This window comes from Pseudomonas tensinigenes, assembly GCF_014268445.2.
Classification (GTDB): Bacteria; Pseudomonadota; Gammaproteobacteria; order Pseudomonadales; family Pseudomonadaceae; genus Aquipseudomonas; species Aquipseudomonas tensinigenes.
Genome location: NZ_CP077089.1, coordinates 362,501 through 382,936, shown reverse-complemented (window position 1 = coordinate 382,936; position 20,436 = coordinate 362,501). Strand labels below are relative to the sequence as shown.

The 20,436-nt window shown below is 58.1% G+C and carries 12 protein-coding genes and 3 rRNA genes (1 of these 15 running past the window's edge); 9 read left to right on the top strand and 6 right to left on the bottom strand.

Annotated features, from left to right (window positions below):
* Nucleotides 1–32 precede the first annotated feature (32 nt).
* Both lapD and lapG read right to left on the bottom strand, forming a co-directional pair.
* On the bottom strand, nt 33–1,979 hold the full coding sequence (lapD, locus tag HU718_RS01740; RefSeq protein ID WP_186616250.1) for a cyclic di-GMP receptor LapD: 1,947 nt from the start codon (nt 1,977–1,979) through the stop codon (nt 33–35).
* A 14-nt stretch (nt 1,980–1,993) separates the two neighbouring features.
* Nucleotides 1,994–2,686, bottom strand: a complete 693-nt coding sequence (lapG, locus tag HU718_RS01735) for a cysteine protease LapG (RefSeq protein WP_095122342.1) — start codon at nt 2,684–2,686, stop codon at nt 1,994–1,996.
* Nucleotides 2,687–2,883: 197 nt separating this feature from the next.
* Between lapG and HU718_RS01730 the strand changes: the two genes are divergently transcribed.
* The 5 genes from HU718_RS01730 (at nt 2,884) to HU718_RS01710 (ending at nt 9,938) form a co-directional block, all read left to right on the top strand.
* Entirely contained in the window at nt 2,884–3,594 is a 711-nt protein-coding gene (locus HU718_RS01730) for a GntR family transcriptional regulator (protein WP_102899668.1), read from the top strand.
* 745 nt (nt 3,595–4,339) lie between these two features.
* The gene (locus tag HU718_RS01725) at nt 4,340–5,116 is read left to right on the top strand and encodes a DUF3050 domain-containing protein (protein ID WP_095122346.1); all 777 of its coding nucleotides are present in this window, start codon (nt 4,340–4,342) and stop codon (nt 5,114–5,116) included.
* Nucleotides 5,113–6,042, top strand: coding sequence for a diiron oxygenase (locus HU718_RS01720; protein WP_186616249.1), 930 nt, complete (start codon nt 5,113–5,115; stop codon nt 6,040–6,042). The genes HU718_RS01725 and HU718_RS01720 overlap by 4 nt, the downstream gene beginning before the upstream one ends.
* 13 nt (nt 6,043–6,055) lie before the next feature.
* Complete coding sequence (locus tag HU718_RS01715; RefSeq protein WP_186616248.1) at nt 6,056–9,448, top strand: non-ribosomal peptide synthetase; 3,393 nt, start codon at nt 6,056–6,058, stop codon at nt 9,446–9,448.
* 22 nt (nt 9,449–9,470) lie between these two features.
* Nucleotides 9,471–9,938 carry an SRPBCC family protein gene (locus tag HU718_RS01710; protein ID WP_186616247.1) on the top strand — a complete coding sequence of 156 codons (468 nt, stop codon included), beginning with the start codon at nt 9,471–9,473 and terminating at the stop codon, nt 9,936–9,938.
* A gap of 152 nt (nt 9,939–10,090) precedes the next feature.
* Here the strand turns inward: HU718_RS01710 and HU718_RS01705 are convergent, their stop codons facing one another.
* Nucleotides 10,091–11,971 (bottom strand): methyl-accepting chemotaxis protein, encoded by a 1,881-nt coding sequence (locus tag HU718_RS01705; protein ID WP_077570036.1) that lies wholly within the window; start codon nt 11,969–11,971, stop codon nt 10,091–10,093.
* Nucleotides 11,972–12,275: 304 nt separating this feature from the next.
* Between HU718_RS01705 and HU718_RS01700 the strand changes: the two genes are divergently transcribed.
* From HU718_RS01700 to HU718_RS01685, 4 genes are all read left to right on the top strand, one after another.
* Nucleotides 12,276–12,776, top strand: coding sequence for a sigma-70 family RNA polymerase sigma factor (locus HU718_RS01700; RefSeq protein WP_150731122.1), 501 nt, complete (start codon nt 12,276–12,278; stop codon nt 12,774–12,776).
* Nucleotides 12,776–13,777, top strand: coding sequence for a FecR domain-containing protein (locus tag HU718_RS01695; RefSeq protein WP_150708996.1), 1,002 nt, complete (start codon nt 12,776–12,778; stop codon nt 13,775–13,777). Before HU718_RS01700 ends, HU718_RS01695 begins: the two co-directional genes overlap by 1 nt.
* Before the next feature lie 86 nt (nt 13,778–13,863).
* Nucleotides 13,864–16,368 (top strand): TonB-dependent siderophore receptor, encoded by a 2,505-nt coding sequence (locus tag HU718_RS01690; protein WP_186616246.1) that lies wholly within the window; start codon nt 13,864–13,866, stop codon nt 16,366–16,368.
* A gap of 78 nt (nt 16,369–16,446) precedes the next feature.
* Entirely contained in the window at nt 16,447–17,625 is a 1,179-nt protein-coding gene (locus HU718_RS01685) for a PepSY-associated TM helix domain-containing protein (protein ID WP_150811804.1), read from the top strand.
* 71 nt (nt 17,626–17,696) lie between these two features.
* Here HU718_RS01685 and rrf (HU718_RS01680) read toward each other — a convergent pair.
* The 3 genes from rrf (HU718_RS01680) to HU718_RS01670 form a co-directional block, all read right to left on the bottom strand.
* Nucleotides 17,697–17,812: ribosomal RNA gene (gene rrf, locus HU718_RS01680) — 5S ribosomal RNA — on the bottom strand.
* Between the two features lie 105 nt (nt 17,813–17,917).
* Nucleotides 17,918–18,033, bottom strand: a 5S ribosomal RNA gene (gene rrf, locus HU718_RS01675).
* A 171-nt stretch (nt 18,034–18,204) separates the two neighbouring features.
* Nucleotides 18,205–20,436, bottom strand: a 23S ribosomal RNA gene (locus HU718_RS01670); it runs 662 nt beyond the window's last position.

Here is a 20,436-nt window from a genome sequence, read left to right as displayed (position 1 = left end):
AGCAGCGCCACTGACGACTCGACTTTAAAGAGTTAGCGCCAAGGCTTCGGTTCACCCAACAACTGCCCCTGAACCCCATACAAACCCATCTCACGAATCACCGACAACTCCCCCTCTGTCTCGACCCGCTCGGCAATCAGCGGCAGATCGATGCTGTGCGCCGCACGCTGGATCGCCTCGATGAACAGCCGCTTGTCACTCTCCTGGTCAATCGCGCGAATGTAACTGCCATCGATCTTCAGGTACGCCAGCCCCAGCCGCGCCAGGTTGCCGATCATGCTGAAGCGCCCACCAAAGCGTTGCAGGCTCAGCGAGAAGCCGAGTTCGCGCAGGCGCCGGGTCAACTGTTCCAGCACCGCCTGCTCCGGTAATTGCTCCTCACCGATTTCCAGGGTCAGGCGCTCGCCGAGGTTGGAATGCGCGCGCAAAATCTCGAAGACTTTGTTCAACGCCTGCGGATCCGCCAAGGTCGCCGAAGACAGGTTCAGCGCCAGCGAATCTTCATGCTCTTTCATCTGCTCCAGCACGCGCTCAAGCATCAGGCGATCCAGCCGCGCGGTCCAGCCAAAGCGCTCCAGCCACGGCAGGAAGCGCCCGGCCGGAATAGTCTGGCCCTGATCATCGAGCAAGCGCGAGAGCACTTTGTAATGCAGCACCAGTTGCGTGTCGTCGGCAGCCACCACCGGCTGGAAATACAGCTCGAAACGCTGCTGACTCAAGGCCTGATCGAGCAAGCGATGCCAGGCATGGTGATCGTCGCCGACATCCGCCGTCAGGCTCTGATCGATGCAGGCCCAGTTCTGCTCGCCCTGCCCTTCGGCTTGCGCCAGCGCCTGATCGCCAAGTGTCAGCACCTGTTGCGGCGAATCGCCGTGGGTGAACGGCGCCAGGCCGATCGACGCCACAGCCGCGACGTCGGTCGCGCCGGTGGCATGCAGACTGCTCAAGGCATTGTCGAGGTTCTGCGCCAGTTGCAGCGCTTCTTCACGAACCAGCCCCGGCGCCAGCACTGCAAATTCGCCGCCACGAATACGGGTGACGAGATTCTGGGTTTCCGGGTACTTGGCGCATTCGCGGGACAATTGTTCGCCAACTGCTTTCAGCAGTTCATCGGTGCGCTGGCCACCGAGACGCTGGTTGAGCCCGGCCAGATCCTTGACCCGCAACAGCAGCAGATAACCGGAGCTGGCCTGCTCCGGGTTGCTCACGCGATTGTTCAACTGCATCTCGAAATAACGCCGGTTGGCCAACCCCGTCAGGTTGTCCTGATAAGACTCGGCCCGCAGTTTTTCACTGCGCTCGGCCTGCTCCTGAAACAGCGCTTTGAGCTTCTCGACCATCTGGTTCATCGCCTGCACCACACGGCGCAACTCAGGCGTGCGCGGCAGATCCGGCAGGCTGAGGAATTCGCGGCGGGCGATGGCGTGGGATTGCTTGACCATGTAATCCAGTGGCTTCAACTGCCGGCGCAGCAGCAGCGCACCGAGGACGGCACTGATCGCACCGCAGATCAGCAGCCAGCCAAGGCTGCCCAACGCGCTCTGCCACAGCTTGGCCACGGCAAACATCGGATGGCTGACCACTTCGACCCGCGCTGCCTGTTCCCAGCCACGGCTGACCAGCGCATCGCCACCGGCCGGTTCCAGGCCGATCAGCTTGACGAACCAGTCCGGCACATTAGTGACGGCCGGAATGCCGTTGCGCTCAACAATCGTCTGGTCGGTCTTCAGATCGACCACGCGGATGCTCGCGTAGTAACCGCTGTCGAAAATCGAGCTGACCAGCAACTCGACCATCGCCGGGTCGTCGATATTCGGCGTCAGCGACAAGGCCAACGCGGTCGCGGCGTCCTGGGCGTGGGAACGCAACTGGTTGACGTACTGGGTACGCGAGCTTTCCAGGCTGACCATGAAGCTGCCGGTGAAGGCGACCACCAGGAACAGACAGATAGCGATCAACAGCTGTTTGAACAAAGACATCTGAGCGCGTGCTCCTAGTTAGTCGTCTCGACCGGGAAACCTTCGGCCTGCATTTTCTTCAACACATCCTGCCAGCGTGACAGGCGTTTGGTATCACCGACCTTCTTGTTGCCCTTGGCGCCCGGCAGGTACAACCCTTCCGCATTGAAAGAGTAGACCGGCAGCAAATCGGTTCGCTGCGACGCCGGCTGGATCGGGTCGATCAGGCTGTCGAGCACCAGCGGCATGGCATCGGGGGTGGCATAGTAAGTCAGGACCATGTGCGCGCGGTTCTGGCGCAACGCTTTGACATAGGTGATGCGCAGCTTGTCACTGGAAACCCCGAGGTGGCGCAGGCTGAAATACTTGGCGATCGCATAGTCTTCGCAGTCGCCGGCGCCTTTCCACAGCGCCTCGATGGGCGTTTCCCAGTAATCGACTTCGTGCCACAGATCGATGTCCTCGACGTAGCGCACCTGTTTGTTGAAAAACAGGTTCACTACTTTGAGCTTTTCCATCTCGTTGACTTGTTTCTGTGTAGCCAACAGATTCTGCCAGGCATCGATGCGCTGCTGCCCGGCACCCAGTGGCCCATAGAGAGCCGTGGCTTTGCGGCTGATCGTGGAAAAATCCCAATCGGCATGCAGACCGCCCAGCATGACGCCGGCCAGCAGCAGTGCGCAGCCTAGCCAGCGCAGTGTCCGGGGGATCGCGAAACATACCGCCACAACAGGTTTCCAGAGGGCAGGGAGGAAAGCGTTTGATGGTGAAGCTTAGCCCGGCAAAAAACAATGGCACCATGAGATCATCCTCGGCGCGCTAAACTTCATTGGGCACCACGATGTTTTACAAGGTTTGACAACCTGTAGAGCAATCACTAGTGTCATTTGGATCCAAATCAGGCCGACATACAGGGTGCGTAGTCGTGACACAGAAGCCCAAACCGCTGCACAGCATTAAAGTCGATGGACCGATTCCTGCGCATCTGGCCCGGTCGGTGATCGAAGAAACCCTGCGTTCGGCAATCCTCGATGGTCGTCTGCCCTGCGGCACGGCGCTGCGCCAGCAGGATCTGGCCGATCTGTTCGGCGTCAGCCGCATGCCGGTGCGCGAAGCGTTGCGCCAGCTCGAAGCCCAGGAACTGCTCAGCGTTACCGCGCACAAAGGTGCGGTGGTTGCGCCGTTGATTCAGGGCGATGCGACCGAAACCTACGAGCTGCGCATCCTCCTCGAGTCCGAAGCCATGCGCCAGTCGATTCCGTTGCTGACCGCTGCCGATCACACTCGCGCCGCCGGTTACATCGAAGAACTGGAGGCGCAACACGACTACACGGAAATCGGCCGGCTCAACCGTTTGTTCCACATGGCCCTGTACAGCAAGGCGCCCAACCAACGCTTGCTGCGACTGGTCGAAGACGGACTCAACGAAGAAGAACGTTTTCTGCGCTTCAACCTTGAGGCCATGGGCCTGGGCAAATTGTCCCAGGACGATCACCGGGCAATGCTGCAAGCCGTGCAGGATCGTGACGTTGAACTGTCAATCAAACTCCTCGAGCAGCACCTTAATCGGGGCGTCGAGGTGATTACCCGCTATCTCGCGACCCCCGCCGCACAAAGCCGCAAAGCCGCGCGCTGAGCGCGCACCCTCCGCGAATCACTCTCTTACAAATCCCCAAGCGATCTGCCAGCCCTCGGGTGGGCGGATCCGCCTGCCCGCTCTAACCTCCCTGCGCCGCTCAGCTCAAAATTTGCACCGTGCCGATGACGAATCGGTAATAGCCGTGGCGCTCATTTACCCGCACTCTTGAACGGCCAACCCCATAAAGAACGGGCGACGCGCCGCCCTGACGGCGCAGTCCCCGCACCAGGAACCTACGGAAGGAGCCTTGCCACGGGAAAAAGGAAGTCATGGCGCGGGGTCACGGCCAACTTCCGCCCTTTTAAATCATTCAACTCTTATTACTGGAAAGTTGCTTCGAGTGAGGCATTCACTCTTGTCGATCAATTTTGGCCGTTATTCGCCGAAAGGAGCAACTACGCCCAAATAAAACTTCAGCAAAAAGTTTTATCGGAACTACTCAACTTCAAAAAACAACAAACTTAAAATAATTAAAAATGTACTTGTTAAATACTTTGTCGGCGTATTAGTTTTTCCTCGCCAAGTTTGAACTTCACCCTTCACCTCGGCACCCACCCAATGCCTGCGGTACAACAGCAGCGCCTTATGGGCAGACATGAAGCCATGTCACAGATATACCGGTCCGCACTTACCCATCAGGAAGGAAGGCTGTCGTCCGCCGACAGAAAACAAGTAAGCCGTAGTTTTACAGATTGCGCAGTTACCCGAGCAGTTCCATTACATATCAACGATAAAGGACATCATGATGCCCACCAAGAACCAACTCGCCCTGAAGAAAGCCGAACTTAGTATTCACCCGATCTTTTCCGAGATCACTTCGTTATCGGTCTTGCGTCGCTTTATGGAAACCCACGTGTTTGCCGTTTGGGATTTCATGTCGCTGACCAAACGCCTGCAGCAGGAACTGACCTGCACGCGTTTGCCGTGGCTGCCGCCGCGTGATCCTCACGCCGCCCGGTTGATCAACGAGATCGTTTTGGGTGAAGAGTCGGATGATCGCCTGACCGAAGGGCATTACAGCCATTTCGAGCTGTACCTGGATGCGATGCGCGAAATCGGCGCGAGTACCACCGCCGTAGAGCGCTTTGTCGCCCTGCAACAGGAAGGCGTGAGCTATGACATCGCGCTGCAAAGCGTCGAGGTTGATCCGGCCGCCGCGCAGTTTGTCCGTGACACCTTGCGCACCGCCCTGCATGCACCGGGACACAGCGTGGCGGCAGCATTTCTACATGGTCGCGAGAGCGTAATCCCGACCATGTTCCAGCGCATTCTTGACGACTGGGGCATCGGCATCGAACAGGCGCCGACCTTTCGCTACTACCTGGAACGGCACATCGAGGTCGACTCCGAAGATCACGGCCCGGCGGCAGAACACCTGCTCGAGCGTCTGGTCGACGGCGATCCGCAGCGCGAGGCCGAGGTCTACGCCAGCGCCATCGCCGCCGTGGAGAGCCGTATCGCCCTGTGGGACGGCCTGCGCCTGAGCATGCGCGAACCGTTGGCGGAGGTGGCCCAATGAACGCCACCGACTATCAATCCTTTGCCGACGCCTGGGAGAACCGCGCGACCATCCGCACCCGCCCGCGGCGCGTGCTCGAAGACGACGAGCGGCTGATCTATCCGCTCAGCCGCCAGCCACTGGTGCTCAGCGAAACCTTCCTGCGCGAGTGCCCGCAGCAGCGAGATTTCGCCTTGGTGCAGACGCTGTACAAATTCATCAACGACGTGGTGATTTTCGAGACCGAGATCGTCGACAAGACTGCGCGCAGCATCGCCAAGAATCGCTTCGCCGTGGCCTTCCCGTTTGCCTGTCGTTACGACGCGATGACCGTGGTGGTCGACGAGGATTACCACGCCTTGGTGGCGATGGATTTCATGCAGCAAACGGTAGCGATGACTGGCATCGAACCCATTCAGTTGCCCGATGAAATCGAACTGAGCCGGGCGATTCCTGCGGCTGTAGCGCTGGCACCGGAGCACCTGCGCAGCGCGGTGGAACTGATCTGCGTGGCCATCGCCGAAAACACCGTGACCGGCGATGTCGCCGCGTTCGCCCGCGACGACTCGGTCAAGCCATCGATCAAAGGCCTGATGGCCGATCACTTGCTCGATGAGGGTCGCCATTCGAGTTTCTGGGCGCGAATGGTGCGCATCTATTGGCACACCGCCAGCGCGGCGGATCGCGAAACCATCGCGCAGATTCTGCCGGTGTTCATCGGCCATTACCTGACCAACGATATTCAGAAAGCCTTCGACCTGCGCCTGATCGACACACTGCCGGTCAGCGAGACCACGCGCCGTTCGCTCAGGGATGAAATGACCGGGCTCGCGTTCCCGATCAATCGCCACCATCCGCTGGTGGGCAACATCGTCAAGTTCTTCCACAACAGCTCGCTGCTCGACACGCCGTGCGTGCAGCACGCCTTGCGCGATTACCTGGTTTGATGAGGAGGCCGACATGAAACGTCTCGACATTTTGCTGATTGGCGCCAGCCAGGCCATGACCGACCTGGCGCAGGAACTCGAACAACATGGTCACTCATTGCAGCGCAGCGGCGTTGCGGCATCGACGGTGGATTTGATCATCGACGATGGCTTCATTGGCGCTGGCGACTTCTGCGCCATCCCGCACCTGCATCTGCGTTTGGGGGTCGGTGCGCAAAGCGCGGCGGGTTTACCGACACTCGATCTGCTGTGCTTCCTCGGCTCGTCACTGATCATTCGTGTACCGATCGGCGATGAGCCGTCCGGCAACGGTCAAGCTCTGCGGCAAAGGGTGCTGACCCAGGTGGTGGACGAAGTGGCGTTGCTGGTCAGCCGCTTCTCCCGCGATGCGGATTATCTTCTGCAGGCCGGATCTGTGCCGGCACCGGATTTCGAGCGGATGGAAAACCTGCTGTTTCTCGACAGCCTGGCTTACGTCCATCGCCTCAATGACACGGCCAATCCGGCGCTGTTGAAGCAGGCGCAGCTCCCGGTGATCGAGCGTCTGCAACAAAGCCTGATCCTCCACGCCGAACGACCTGCACTGCACCTCGCCGAACAGTCGATCAGCTATCGGCAATTGCACGCCCACGGTCGCGCGATCCAGCAGCGTTTGCAGCCCTTGCTCGAGCAACATCCGCAACCGTGGGTGGTGGGCATCTGCCTGCCGAAAAGCCCGGCGCTGTTCGCCTCGATTCTGGCGATCCTCGGCAGCGGCGCGGTGTATTTGCCGCTGGAGCCGAGTCATCCGTTGCAGCGCCAGCAATACATACTGCAAAACTCGGGCGCGTTGTTGTTGCTGCATGATGGCGAGCATCCGCTTGGCGAAACCATGGCGGGGCTGGATGTCAGTCACATCACCAGCGCAGACGCGGATCTGAGCCAACCGCTGATGTGCCAACGCCCAGAGCTCGATGCGCCGTGCATGGCGCTTTACACCTCAGGCACCACTGGCCATCCAAAAGGTGTGCTGCTCAGTCAGGCCAACCTCGCGCACTTCACCGCGTGGTACGCCGATTACGTGCAGTTGCAGACAGAAAGTCGGGTCTTGCAGTTCTCATCGCTGAGCTTCGACTCATCACTGATCGACATCTTCCCGACCCTGCTCGAAGGCGCCGAATTGGTGGTGCCCGACGACACGCAACGGCGCGATCCGCTGCAACTGGTCGCGCTGATCCGCCGCCGGCAACTGACCCACGCATTCCTGCCGCCAGCGCTGTTGAGCATCCTGCCGCTGGAGCAGTTGGAGGGTGTGCAAGTGATGACCGGCGGCGATGTCTGCGAGCCATTCGTCATCGAGCAACTGACCCGTCAGGGCACGCTGCACAACCTTTACGGACCGACCGAAGCCACGGTGCTGATTACCGCACGCCAGCTCACACCGGGTGACAGCAACCGCAGCCTCGGTGCGCCAATCGCCAACAGTCAGGTGCTGATTCTCGATGACGATTTGCAACCGGTGCTGCAGAACACCGTCGGCGAATTGTTCATCGTTGGTCCCGGTGTCTGCCTCGGTTATCTCAACAACCCTCAGCAGACTGCCGAACGTTATCTGACCCTGCAATTACCGGACGGCCAAACGTTGCGCGCCTACCGCAGCGGCGACATGGCCAGGTGGGGCGAGCACGGTATCGAGCTGTGTGGACGGCGCGACAATCAGGTGAAGATCCGCGGTTTCCGGGTCGAACCGGAAGAGATCGAACGCTGCCTGCGCGAGAGCCAGTTGTACCGGCAAATCGCAGTGGTGATCGACAGTCAGCGACGGATTCTGGCGTTCCTCGCCCAGCCGCAATCGGACACCGCGCGCGAAGCGCTGAAGGCCCACGCCCGGCAGTTTCTGCCCGACTACATGCAACCCGTGGCGTGGACCGAACTGCCGAACATGCCTTTCGCCAGCAACGGCAAGGTCGACCGCAAAGCGCTGCTGCAACTGCCGGTGAGCGTGCAAGACAGCGAGCCGAAATGCCTGCCGGCGAATGCTGATGAAGCACTGCTGCTGGAAATTTGGGCAGAGTTGCTGGAGCTGCCTAACAGCGATATATCCACCGACGAAAGCTTCTTCAATCTCGGTGGCCACTCGATCCTGCTGTCGCGCATGTTGCTGCGTTTGCGTGAGGAATTCGGTCGCAGCATTTCGATCAATCGCTTCATCGAACTGCCGACCATCATCAAACTCGCCACGCTGGTGCGCGGCACCGATGACAGCGCGGTGCTCAGCGTCCAAGCCATGGCCGACGCCGAGCGTGCGCTGGAAATCGAACCGCTGCCGATCAGCCGCATGGGCGATGTGCACAAGGTCATCGTCACCGGCGCCAACAGCTTTGTTGGCGTGCACATCGTCGAAGCGCTGCTCGGCTGGGGCGCCAGCGAAGTCGCGTGTCTGGTGCGCGATGGCGGCGGGCAAACGGCGGCGCAACGCTTTGCCGAGTCACTGCGGGAAAACCGTCTGGAGCATCTGGATCTGAGCCGGGTGCGCGTTTACGCGGCAGACATTACCCGTCCGCAACTGGGCTTGAACGACGAGGACTATCAACGCCTGGATCGCGAGTTCGGCGCGCTGGTGCACAACGCCGCCAACGTCAATCACGTCCTCGATTACGAGTCGCTGGCGGCGGACAACGTCGAGCCGATTTTCGCGCTGCTGCGGCTGTGCGAAGGGCGGAGCAAAAAGGTCTTCAACTTCGTCTCGACGCTGTCGGCTTCAAGCACGGTCGATGATGCGGGACGGGTGCTGGAACTGCCCGCCGCGCTGACGCCACCGATCTACATTCGCAACGGCTACAACCTGTCGAAATGGGTCGGCGAGCGCATCCTCGAACGAGCGCGGGAACGCGGCGTACGGGTCAATCTGTATCGCCCCGGCAACATCAGTTTCAACAGCTTGAGCGGCGTTTGTCAGCCGCACAAAAACCGCTTGATGCTGATGCTCAAAGGCTCGATCCAGCTCGGCCAGGTACCAGCCTTCGCGCTGAATTTCGACCTGATGCCAGTGGACTTTCTCGCCCGTTTCATTGCCTTCCACGCCAGCCGTTATTCGCCGGAACGTGCGGTGTTCAACCTGCATAACCCCGAACCATTGAGCTGGGACGCCTACGTTGCTTCGTTCCGCGAAACCGGCAGCGAGTTCGCGTTGGTCAGCGTCGCTGACTGGCAACAGCAACTGGGCCGGGTTGACGCCGACAACGCGCTGTTCGGCGTGCTCGGCTTCTACCTCAACGGCTTTGAGGAAGACATCGGCGACATCTCCCTGATCGGCCACGCCAACGCTGAAGCCGGCGTCCAGCAGATGGGCGCGCATTACCCACAGAAATCCCCGGCGCTGCTGCGTCGTGGCTGCGACTACCTGAAAGAAATCAACTTCATCTGATCCATCAAAAAGGAGCAACACCATGAGCAATTTGCAACCGGACACCCTGATCAAAAACCCGCATGGCTGCCACGTTGTGTCTTCGGTAGAAGTGCCGGCAGACGCGACGCAGGTCTGGGCGGTGGTCGGCGATTTCGGCGGATTCGACCGTTTCATTCCGGCGCTGTCGCACATCGAAACAATCGGCGAAGGCGTGTCCTCGCTGCGCAAGAAATGCTTCAAGGATGGCAACGTGGTGGTTGAACAACTCAACTCCCGCGATGAGCACACGCGGAGCATGACCTGGACGACGATTTACAACACGTTGGGGGTGGCGAATCTGTGGGCGGCGATGAATGTCGAATCGCTGGGCGCGGGTAAGTCTCGGGCGACGTGGACGATCATTGCCGAGCCTGCTTCGGGGGGTGAAGAGGCGTTGCCGGGGTTCAAGGAGTTTGTGCAGGGGTTTGCGGATGATGCGATGGGGAATGTGCTGAGGCTGTTTGTTTAAGGCTTCGGCTTTGCGGTGATTGCACCACCGCTTTCGCGAGCAGGCTCGCTCCCACAGGGTATCGGGTGTTCACACATGTTGTGTTCAACCAAAAATCCTGTGGGAGCGAGCCTGCTCGCGAAGAACGATAACGCGGTCTGCAATCTGAAAAATCAGATTTTGAAGCTGTCGACCAATTGCTTCAGGCGATTGGCCTGCTGCGACAACGCATCACAATCCTTCAACGTTTCATTGAGGTTGGCCACGCTCTGCTGGTTCAGCAGGTTGATCTGGTTAACATCGACGTTGAGGGTTTCCACCACGGCGGTCTGCTCTTCGGTCGCCGCTGCCACCGACTGGTTCATCCCGTCGATTTCACCGATGCGCTGAGTCACGCTGACCAGACGCAAACCGGCCTGGTTGGCCACTTCCACGCTCTGCTCGCTGGACGCCTGACTGGCGTTCATCGTAGTCACCGCTTCACGCGAACCGATCTGCAGCGAGGTAATCATCTTGTGGATCTCTTCCGCCGACTCCTGGGTGCGATGGGCGAGGTTACGCACCTCATCCGCCACCACCGCAAAACCACGTCCGGCTTCACCGGCACGCGCCGCTTCAATCGCGGCGTTGAGCGCCAACAGGTTGGTCTGCTGCGAGATGCCTTTGATCACATCGAGGATGTGGCCGATGTTGTCGGTGCTGGCGTTCAGGGTTTCGATCTGCGTGCACGACAAGCTGATCTTCTGCGACAACTCGGTCATCGCCAGGATCGTCTGCTCGACCACCTGACGCCCGTCATCGGCCTGCTCGCTGGCGCCGCTGGCGTGTTGCGAAGCATCGGCGGCGTTGCGGGCGATTTCCTGAGTGGCGGCGCCCAACTCGTTGATCGCGGCAGCCACGCTGTTGGTGCGCGCGCTTTGTTCATCGGAGCCGACGATCGAGGCGTTGGACGACGCCATCACCCGTTGCGACAAGTCATGCACATGACGGGTTGCCGACGACACTTCGGAAATCGACGCATGAATTCGTTCAACGAACTGGTTGAACGCGCTGCCCAATTCACCGAACTCGTCTTTGCTCTCGACCACCAGACGACGGGTCAGGTCGCCCTCGCCCTGAGCGATGTCCTGCATCGCACGGCCCATGGTGGTCAGCGGACGCATCAACACATTGATCAACAGGCTCAGCAGCAAGGCAATCGCGGCCACGGCGACAAACATGGCGATCAGTGCCGAGGTGCGGAATTGGCTGAGTGCAGCGTAGGCCTTGTCGCGATCGATCGACAGACCGATGTACCACTGCGCATTCGGCAGGTCGCTGACCGGGGTGAACGACAGAATGCGTTCCTGGCCATTGAGCACGACGTTCTGGTTGCCCTTCTCGATGCGTACGCTGGTGTTCGGATAGATGTCTTTCAGGTTTTTCATGACCTGGTCTTTGTCCGGGCTGACGATCACCTGACCGTCGGCGCTGACCAGAAACGCATGGCCGAGGCCACCGAAGTCCACCGAGTTGATGATCTTCACCAGGGTTTCCAGGCTCAGGTCACCACCGACCACACCGAGCAGCTCGCCGTTCTTTTTCACCGGCATGGCGATGGTCACTACCAGGCCACCGACAGCGGCCATGTACGGCGGCGTCAGCATGGTTTTGTCGGCGACAACCGCTTGCTTGTACCAAGGACGCTGACGCGGGTCATAGCCGTCCGGCATCTTCGCGTCAGGGCGCTGGGTGAACACACCGTTGGCCTGACCGACGTAGGTGAACTGGAAGTTCGAAGTGAACGCTGGTTGATCGACCAGACCCGGGAAGTCCGCGTCCTTACCCTGATGGGCAACGTTCTGCGCGAGGTTTTCCAGCACCAGAATCCGCCCGCTCATCCAGTTCTGCACGCTGCTGGCGGTCAGATCACCGGCCTGCTGCACAGAGGACTGGAGGTTCTGGCGAATGGTGTTTCGCTGCAGATAATCGTTGTAGAGGGTGAACAGCGCGAACGCCAGGACCACGACGCCCGAGGCGGCCAACAGGATTTTATGGCTGAACTTGAGATTCATTTCATGGGACTTCTTATGCGAAAAGTGGGGATGCGTTCCGGATGCAACATTCCATGTACAGCGCAGGCAGCGTTCTTCAGGCTGCTCTACTTTGGTGCACGCATGTCTCACCAGTCTGTCGGCACGTGTCGGAGAAATCTTAGGGCTGAGCGGGAAATGGATGGCATTTCTGAAGGATTCCCGCCGAACGGCGTGCCAGAGCGTTCGCCGGTATGTTTTTTAGGGGCAATGCTCGAGTGACAGTTGCAAATTTCATAACCCTTGATGACAATGCGAGTAATTATCATTTGTGACGTTCGCGTTCATGTCCTCACCTGAGTTTGCAGTACAGGCGCTTTACAGTAGTCATCACGGCTGGCTTAACGCTTGGCTGCGTGCACGGCTGGGCAATGCGGCGGATGCAGCCGATCTGGCTCAGGACACCTTCGTCCGCCTGCTGCAACGCACCGAACGTCTCGAACTCAAAGCGCCTCGCGCCTTCCTGCGCACGATTGCGCGTGGGCTGGTGATCGATCATTGGCGCCGCGAAGAAATCGAACGCGCCTATCTGGAAACCATCGCCCATTTACCCGAAGCCGACACACCGAGTGCCGAAGCCCGGGCGCTGGTGATCGAACTGCTGGAGAGCATTGCGCGGATGCTTGAAGGACTGAAGCCGAAAGTGCGTCAGGCGTTTCTGTTGGCGCAGTGCGAAGGGTTGACCCACAAGCAGATCGCCGAACAGATGGGCCTGTCGTTACGTTCGGTTGAACGTTATGTCGCCGATGCGCTGTATCACTGCTATGTGTTGCGGTACGAAAGCTGATGCCTGTGGATAATCTTTCTCTGAGCCGCCGCACCGAGCCGCAGCAACAGGTGGTCAAGCAGGCCATTCACTGGCTGTTGCGACTGCGCAACAATCACGGTAATCCGCGTCTGAACCGCCAGTGTGAACAGTGGCGCGCCGAACACCATGAACATGAATTGGCCTGGCAGCGGGTGCAGTCGCTGCAAGCCGAACTGAGCAACAACCTGCGCGCAGTACCCGGTGCGCAAGTGGCGTTCAACACCCTTGAAAACAGTGCGCAGGGTTTGGGCCGGCGACAGGCGTTGAAGCTATTGTCTGGCGCATTGCTGATGGGTTCCGCCGCCTGGCTGGCCAAGGACAATGCCGCGTGGCAGCAATGGAGTGCCGATTACGCCACCGCGACGGGCGAGCGGCGCGGCTTCCAGTTGCCGGACGGTACCCGGATCGAGTTGAACACTGCCAGCGCGGTGGATCTGGATTACACGGCGCAACAGCGCCTGATCAAGCTGACTCGCGGTGAAGTCATCGTCACGTGTGGTGGCGCCGACGAGGGCGCGCCGACTGATCGGCCGCTGCGGGTACAAAACCGTCACGGCACTTATGAGCCGGTCCATGCCCGATTCATCCTGCGTCAGGACAATGATTGCACACGGCTCAGCGTCACCCAGGGCCAGGTGGCCATCCACTCCGGCGGCACTTCGGTAGAAGCACTCGCCGGGCAGAGTTATCTGATCGACCGCCATCAGGTACGCCCGGCCCCGACGCTGGACATGGATGCTGGCGCCTGGATCGATGGCTTGATCGTCACACGCAATATGCGTCTGGGCGACTTTCTCGCGGAAGTCGCGCGTTATCGGCAGGGCTTCCTGAACTGTGCGCCGCAAGTGGCGGAGCTGCGTCTGTCCGGCGTATTCCGTCTGGAAGACACCGACAAACTGCTGGCGATTCTGCCGCAGACGTTGCCGGTGCAATTGCGCTATCGCACGCGTTGGTGGGTGACCCTGGAACGTGCGGTCTGAAATTTTTTGGCGGGTTTTTGCAGCAAGTCCGGCTTGGTCAGTAAGCACTTCAACTCAGCCTTCGCGACTGCCTACGGAAACCTACAATGACTGTCCGCGCCACCTGTAAGAACTCTCCGAATTTCACTGCCGAATCGGGACTGCTGCACCACGCCATCAGGGCTGCGCTGTTTTCGACGGCACTGGGCGTTGTTGTGATGCCTGCTATAAGCATGGCGGCGACTCCCGCTGGCAGTGAAGTCAACCACCGCTACAGCGTTGCTGCGGGCCCTCTCGGTGAGGCGCTGAATCAGTTTGCCCGTCAGGCTGGCATCACGTTGTCGATGACGCCGCAGCAAACTCAGGGACTGCAATCGCCAGGTGTACAGGGTGAGTACTCGACCGATCAGGCGCTGAGCCATTTGCTCGGCGGTTCGGGTCTGGATGCGGTCAGCCAGGACGGCAGCAGCTACGTCCTGCGTCCGCTCGCTGAAACCGAAGCACTGGCCCTGCCGACCACCGACATTAAAGGCTTCGCCCTCGGCAACGCATTGGGCAGCATGGATGGCTACAACGCCACTCACAGCCAGATCGCCACCAAGACCAGTACCGCGTTGCTGGAAACTTCGCAAAGCCTGTCTGTAGTCACTCGCGAGCAAATGGACGATCAGGGTTCGCAGACTGTCTCGCAAGCGATGCGCTACACCCCGGGCGTGCTGACCAATCCGTACGGCGCGACTCATCGCTATGACTACGTGGCAATGCGCGGCTTCAACGACGGCTCGGTGGACAACATCTACCTTGACGGCCTCAAGTCGATGGGCGACAGCGGCACTTACAGCACCATGCAAGTCGACCCATATTTCCTTGAGCGCGTGGACATTCTCAAGGGACCCTCGTCGGTGCTGTACGGTCGCAGTTCGCCAGGTGGTCTGGTGGCGCTGACCAGCAAGAAACCGCTGTACGAGGCTTACCACCAGGTTCAAGCGACGGTCGGCACACAAGGTCAGCGCGGGGTCGGTTTTGACTTCAGCGGTCCAGTCGATGACGACAAGCGTATTGCCTATCGTCTGACCGGCTTAACGGATCAGTCCGACACACAGTTCGACCACAACAAGGAAAAGCGCTTCGCCCTGGCACCAACGCTGAGTATCGATTTCAGTGAAGACACTTCGCTGACCCTGCAGGCTTATCTGCAACACGATCCGGACGGTGGCTACCACGGCGGAGTGCCGGCCGAAGGCACGATCCATCAGCGCAATGGCAACCGCATCTCGCCACACTTCTTCGAAGGTGAGCCGGGCATCGATGGTTACTCGCGTGATCAGCAATCGTTCGGTTATCAATTCGAACATCGCTTCAACGATATCTTCACCGCACGGCAGAACTTCCGCTACCTCGACTCCAAAGTGAACATGGATCAGGTCTACGCCTATGGCTGGACCTCGCCGACCAGCAACGAGCTGAACCGCTACTACACCGGCGGAGATGAGCGTCTGCATGCGTTTATCGTCGATAACATGCTCCAGGCTGAATTTTTCACCGGCGCGACCAAACACACTGTGCTGATGGGCGCGGATTATCAGCGGCGTAAAACCGTGGTCGACTGGACCAGCGGCGGTCTTGCAGCGATCAATGCGTTCGATCCGGTGTACGGCAATTCGGCGATCGACATGTATGGCGAGACCAGTTACCTGCGCCGTCTGGAACAGACCGGGGTTTATCTGCAAGACCTGATCGAGATGGACAAATGGCGTTTCTCGCTGGGCTTGCGTCAGGACTGGGTCGAGACGTCGGACGAAAACCGTATCGCTGAGGCCGGACGTCCGGTTGGCACAGAGATCAATGATCGCCGCACCAAACTCACCGGCCGTGCCGGCGCGCTGTACCTGTTCGATAACGGTTTGGCGCCCTACATCAGCTACTCCGAATCGTTTAACCCTAACTCCTACGCCGACAGCGCCGGTAACCCGCTGGCTCCTACCGACGGAACACAATGGGAAGTCGGCTTGAAGTATCAGCCACCGGGTACTGACAACCTGTTCACCGCGTCGCTGTTCCGCATCGATCAGGAAAACCTGGCAACCAAACTGCCGCAGGAAAACTTCTATCGCGCGGTCGGTGCTGTGCGCTCCCAAGGTCTTGAGCTGGAAGCGCACATGCAGTTGACCGATAACCTCAAAGTCCTCGGCAGCTACACCTTCACTGATATCGAATACTCGAAGTCGATGGTCAGTACGTTGAGCACCCCGACCGACGTGATCGAGAACAAGGGCAACTCACCAACGCAGGCGCCACGTCATATGGCGTCGTTGTGGGCGGACTACAAGTTCGACAGCGCGGCACTCGATGGTCTGCGACTCGGCGGCGGCATGCGTTATGTCGGCTACAGTTGGGCGGATGCGGAAAACACCCTGAAGGTGCCCTCCTACACATTATTCGATGCCTCGATTGGTTATGACTTGGGCAAAGTTGGCTTGAAGGGCGTTGATGTGCGTCTGAATGCGAACAATCTGACCAACGAGTCCTACGTCGCCTCCTGCGCCAGTCTGAACTTCTGCTACATGGGCGAAGAGCGCAACGTCGCGGCGACGGTCAGCTACCAGTTCTAAGCCTTTTGTCCTGTGCATAAAAAAGCCAGCCCCTGAATGTTCAGGGGCTGGCTTTGTCGTTTCTATGGGGAAATTCTCATGCGCGCGTTTCTGGTGTTGTTGCACCGCTATATCGGCTTGGCCACCGCAATTTTCTTGCTACTCGCCGGCGTGACCGGGAGCATTCTCGCGTTCAATCATGAGTTGGATGAATGGTTGAATCCGCAGTTTTACGCGGCGTCTGCACAGGGTTCGCGCCTGCCACCGGGCGAGTTGGTTGATGCGGTGCAATCTGCACATCCGAAGTTGCAAGTCTGGTACATGGAGTACCCGAGTGAAGCTGGACACACTGCGTTGCTTGCAATGGTACCGCGTAATGATCCGTCAACCGGCAAGCCGTTCGATGAACGTAATCAGGTGTTTTATCTGGACCCGGTGAGTGCTGAACAAAAGGGTCAGCGGTACTGGGGTGAGTGCTGTTTTCAGCGGGAGAACTTTGTCCCTTTCATTCTCGAGTTTCATTACAACCTGACATTGCCGGGTAACTGGGGATTATTGCTGATGGGGTTGGTTGCGATTGCCTGGGTGATCGATTGCTTCGTTGCGCTATGGCTGACATTGCCGCGAGGAAAGCCGTTCTGGAAGAAGTGGTCGAAAGCCTGGAAAGTGAAGGGTGGGCATGCCTATCGGCTGAATTTCGACCTGCATCGCGCAGGAGGATTGTGGTTGTGGTTGTTGCTGCTGCCAATCGCCGTCAGCAGCGTGGCCATGAACTTGCCGAGTCAGGTGTTCAAGCCTGCGGTGTCGTTGTTTTCGCCAATTGAGCCGAGCGTCTACGAAGCCAGAGGGCGAATGCCCACCTCAGAGTTGGGGGTGACGAAATTGAGCTATCAAAAGGCATATGAGAGGGCGTTGCAGGAGGGGAAAAGGTTAGGACTGACGGCGGCAATCGGGGAGTTGTATTACAGCTTTGAGTACAACTTCTACGGCGCAGGATTTGGACAGCACGACACCGAAGCCCATGGCAAATCCTGGTTGTTCTTTCATGGTACGGACGGGCGCTTGTTAGGGCAGGAGATTGCAGGACAGGGGACGCTGGGAGAGCAGTTTTATCGGTTGCAGCTACCGATACATGGAGGACGGATCATTGGAGTTACAGGTCAGGTAATGATCGCGTTGCTAGGTATTTTGATTGCAGGCTTATCGGGGACTGGCGTCTACATCTGGTGGCGCAAATGGCAGGCTCGACGTATCAGCAAAGTACGTAAAGCTGTTTGATCATTGGTTTTGCAGGCCCTGAAATGACAAAACCCCTGTCTGCGTTAGCAGACAGGGGTTTCGGAATTCAATCTTGACGATGACCTACTCTCACATGGGGAAACCCCACACTACCATCGGCGATGCATCGTTTCACTTCTGAGTTCGGGATGGGATCAGGTGGTTCCAACGCTCTATGGTCGTCAAGAAATTCTGTATCTGGCCCGTCAACACGGTAACAAGCCAGCAAAAACGGATGTTTCTACTAAAACAAAACCCCAACTGCTTTCGCAATTGGGGTTTCGGAATTTAATCTTGACGATGACCTACTCTCACATGGGGAAACCCCACACTACCATCGGCGATGCATCGTTTCACTGCTGAGTTCGGGATGGGATCAGGTGGTTCCAACGCTCTATGGTCGTCAAGAAATTCGGGTACTGAGTCGTGGCCAAGTGGCCTCGCTTCAGCAAATTGGGTAAGTGATGGCTTTCGGTGTTTTGTGCTGCTTTTTTAAGTGCAGTCGAACTTTCGGTTCGTTTCGTCTTCACACACCGCAATCTGGTGCCTTTTCAGGTCAGCAAATTGCTTGGGTGTTATATGGTCAAGCCTCACGGGCAATTAGTATTGGTTAGCTCAACGCCTCACAGCGCTTACACACCCAACCTATCAACGTCGTAGTCTTCGACGGCCCTTCAGGGAACTCAAGGTTCCAGTGAGATCTCATCTTGAGGCAAGTTTCCCGCTTAGATGCTTTCAGCGGTTATCTTTCCCGAACATAGCTACCCGGCAATGCCACTGGCGTGACAACCGGAACACCAGAGGTTCGTCCACTCCGGTCCTCTCGTACTAGGAGCAGCCCCTCTCAAATCTCAAACGTCCACGGCAGATAGGGACCGAACTGTCTCACGACGTTCTAAACCCAGCTCGCGTACCACTTTAAATGGCGAACAGCCATACCCTTGGGACCGGCTTCAGCCCCAGGATGTGATGAGCCGACATCGAGGTGCCAAACACCGCCGTCGATATGAACTCTTGGGCGGTATCAGCCTGTTATCCCCGGAGTACCTTTTATCCGTTGAGCGATGGCCCTTCCATACAGAACCACCGGATCACTAAGACCTACTTTCGTACCTGCTCGACGTGTCTGTCTCGCAGTCAAGCGCGCTTTTGCCTTTATACTCTACGACCGATTTCCGACCGGTCTGAGCGCACCTTCGTACTCCTCCGTTACTCTTTAGGAGGAGACCGCCCCAGTCAAACTACCCACCATACACTGTCCTCGATCCGGATAACGGACCTGAGTTAGAACCTCAAAGTTGCCAGGGTGGTATTTCAAGGATGGCTCCACGCGAACTGGCGTCCACGCTTCAAAGCCTCCCACCTATCCTACACAAGCAAATTCAAAGTCCAGTGCAAAGCTATAGTAAAGGTTCACGGGGTCTTTCCGTCTAGCCGCGGATACACTGCATCTTCACAGCGATTTCAATTTCACTGAGTCTCGGGTGGAGACAGCGCCGCCATCGTTACGCCATTCGTGCAGGTCGGAACTTACCCGACAAGGAATTTCGCTACCTTAGGACCGTTATAGTTACGGCCGCCGTTTACCGGGGCTTCGATCAAGAGCTTCGCGTTAGCTAACCCCATCAATTAACCTTCCGGCACCGGGCAGGCGTCACACCCTATACGTCCACTTTCGTGTTTGCAGAGTGCTGTGTTTTTAATAAACAGTCGCAGCGGCCTGGTATCTTCGACCGGCATGAGCTTACGGAGCAAGTCCTTCACCCTCACCGGCGCACCTTCTCCCGAAGTTACGGTGCCATTTTGCCTAGTTCCTTCACCCGAGTTCTCTCAAGCGCCTTGGTATTCTCTACCCAACCACCTGTGTCGGTTTGGGGTACGGTTCCTGGTTACCTGAAGCTTAGAAGCTTTTCTTGGAAGCATGGCATCAACCACTTCGTCACCCAAAGGGTAACTCGTCATCAGCTCTCGGCCTTAAGATCCCGGATTTACCTAAGATCTCAGCCTACCACCTTAAACTTGGACAACCAACGCCAAGCTGGCCTAGCCTTCTCCGTCCCTCCATCGCAATAACCAGAAGTACAGGAATATTAACCTGTTTTCCATCGACTACGCTTTTCAGCCTCGCCTTAGGGACCGACTAACCCTGCGTCGATTAACGTTGCGCAGGAAACCTTGGTCTTTCGGCGTGGGTGTTTTTCACACCCATTGTCGTTACTCATGTCAGCATTCGCACTTCTGATACCTCCAGCAAGCTTCTCAACTCACCTTCACAGGCTTACAGAACGCTCCTCTACCGCATCACCCGAAGGTGATACCCGTAGCTTCGGTGTATGGTTTGAGCCCCGTTACATCTTCCGCGCAGGCCGACTCGACTAGTGAGCTATTACGCTTTCTTTAAAGGGTGGCTGCTTCTAAGCCAACCTCCTAGCTGTCTAAGCCTTCCCACATCGTTTCCCACTTAACCATAACTTTGGGACCTTAGCTGACGGTCTGGGTTGTTTCCCTTTTCACGACGGACGTTAGCACCCGCCGTGTGTCTCCCATGCTCGGCACTTGTAGGTATTCGGAGTTTGCATCGGTTTGGTAAGTCGGGATGACCCCCTAGCCGAAACAGTGCTCTACCCCCTACAGTGATACATGAGGCGCTACCTAAATAGCTTTCGAGGAGAACCAGCTATCTCCGAGCTTGATTAGCCTTTCACTCCGATCCACAGGTCATCCGCTAACTTTTCAACGGTAGTCGGTTCGGTCCTCCAGTTAGTGTTACCCAACCTTCAACCTGCCCATGGATAGATCGCCCGGTTTCGG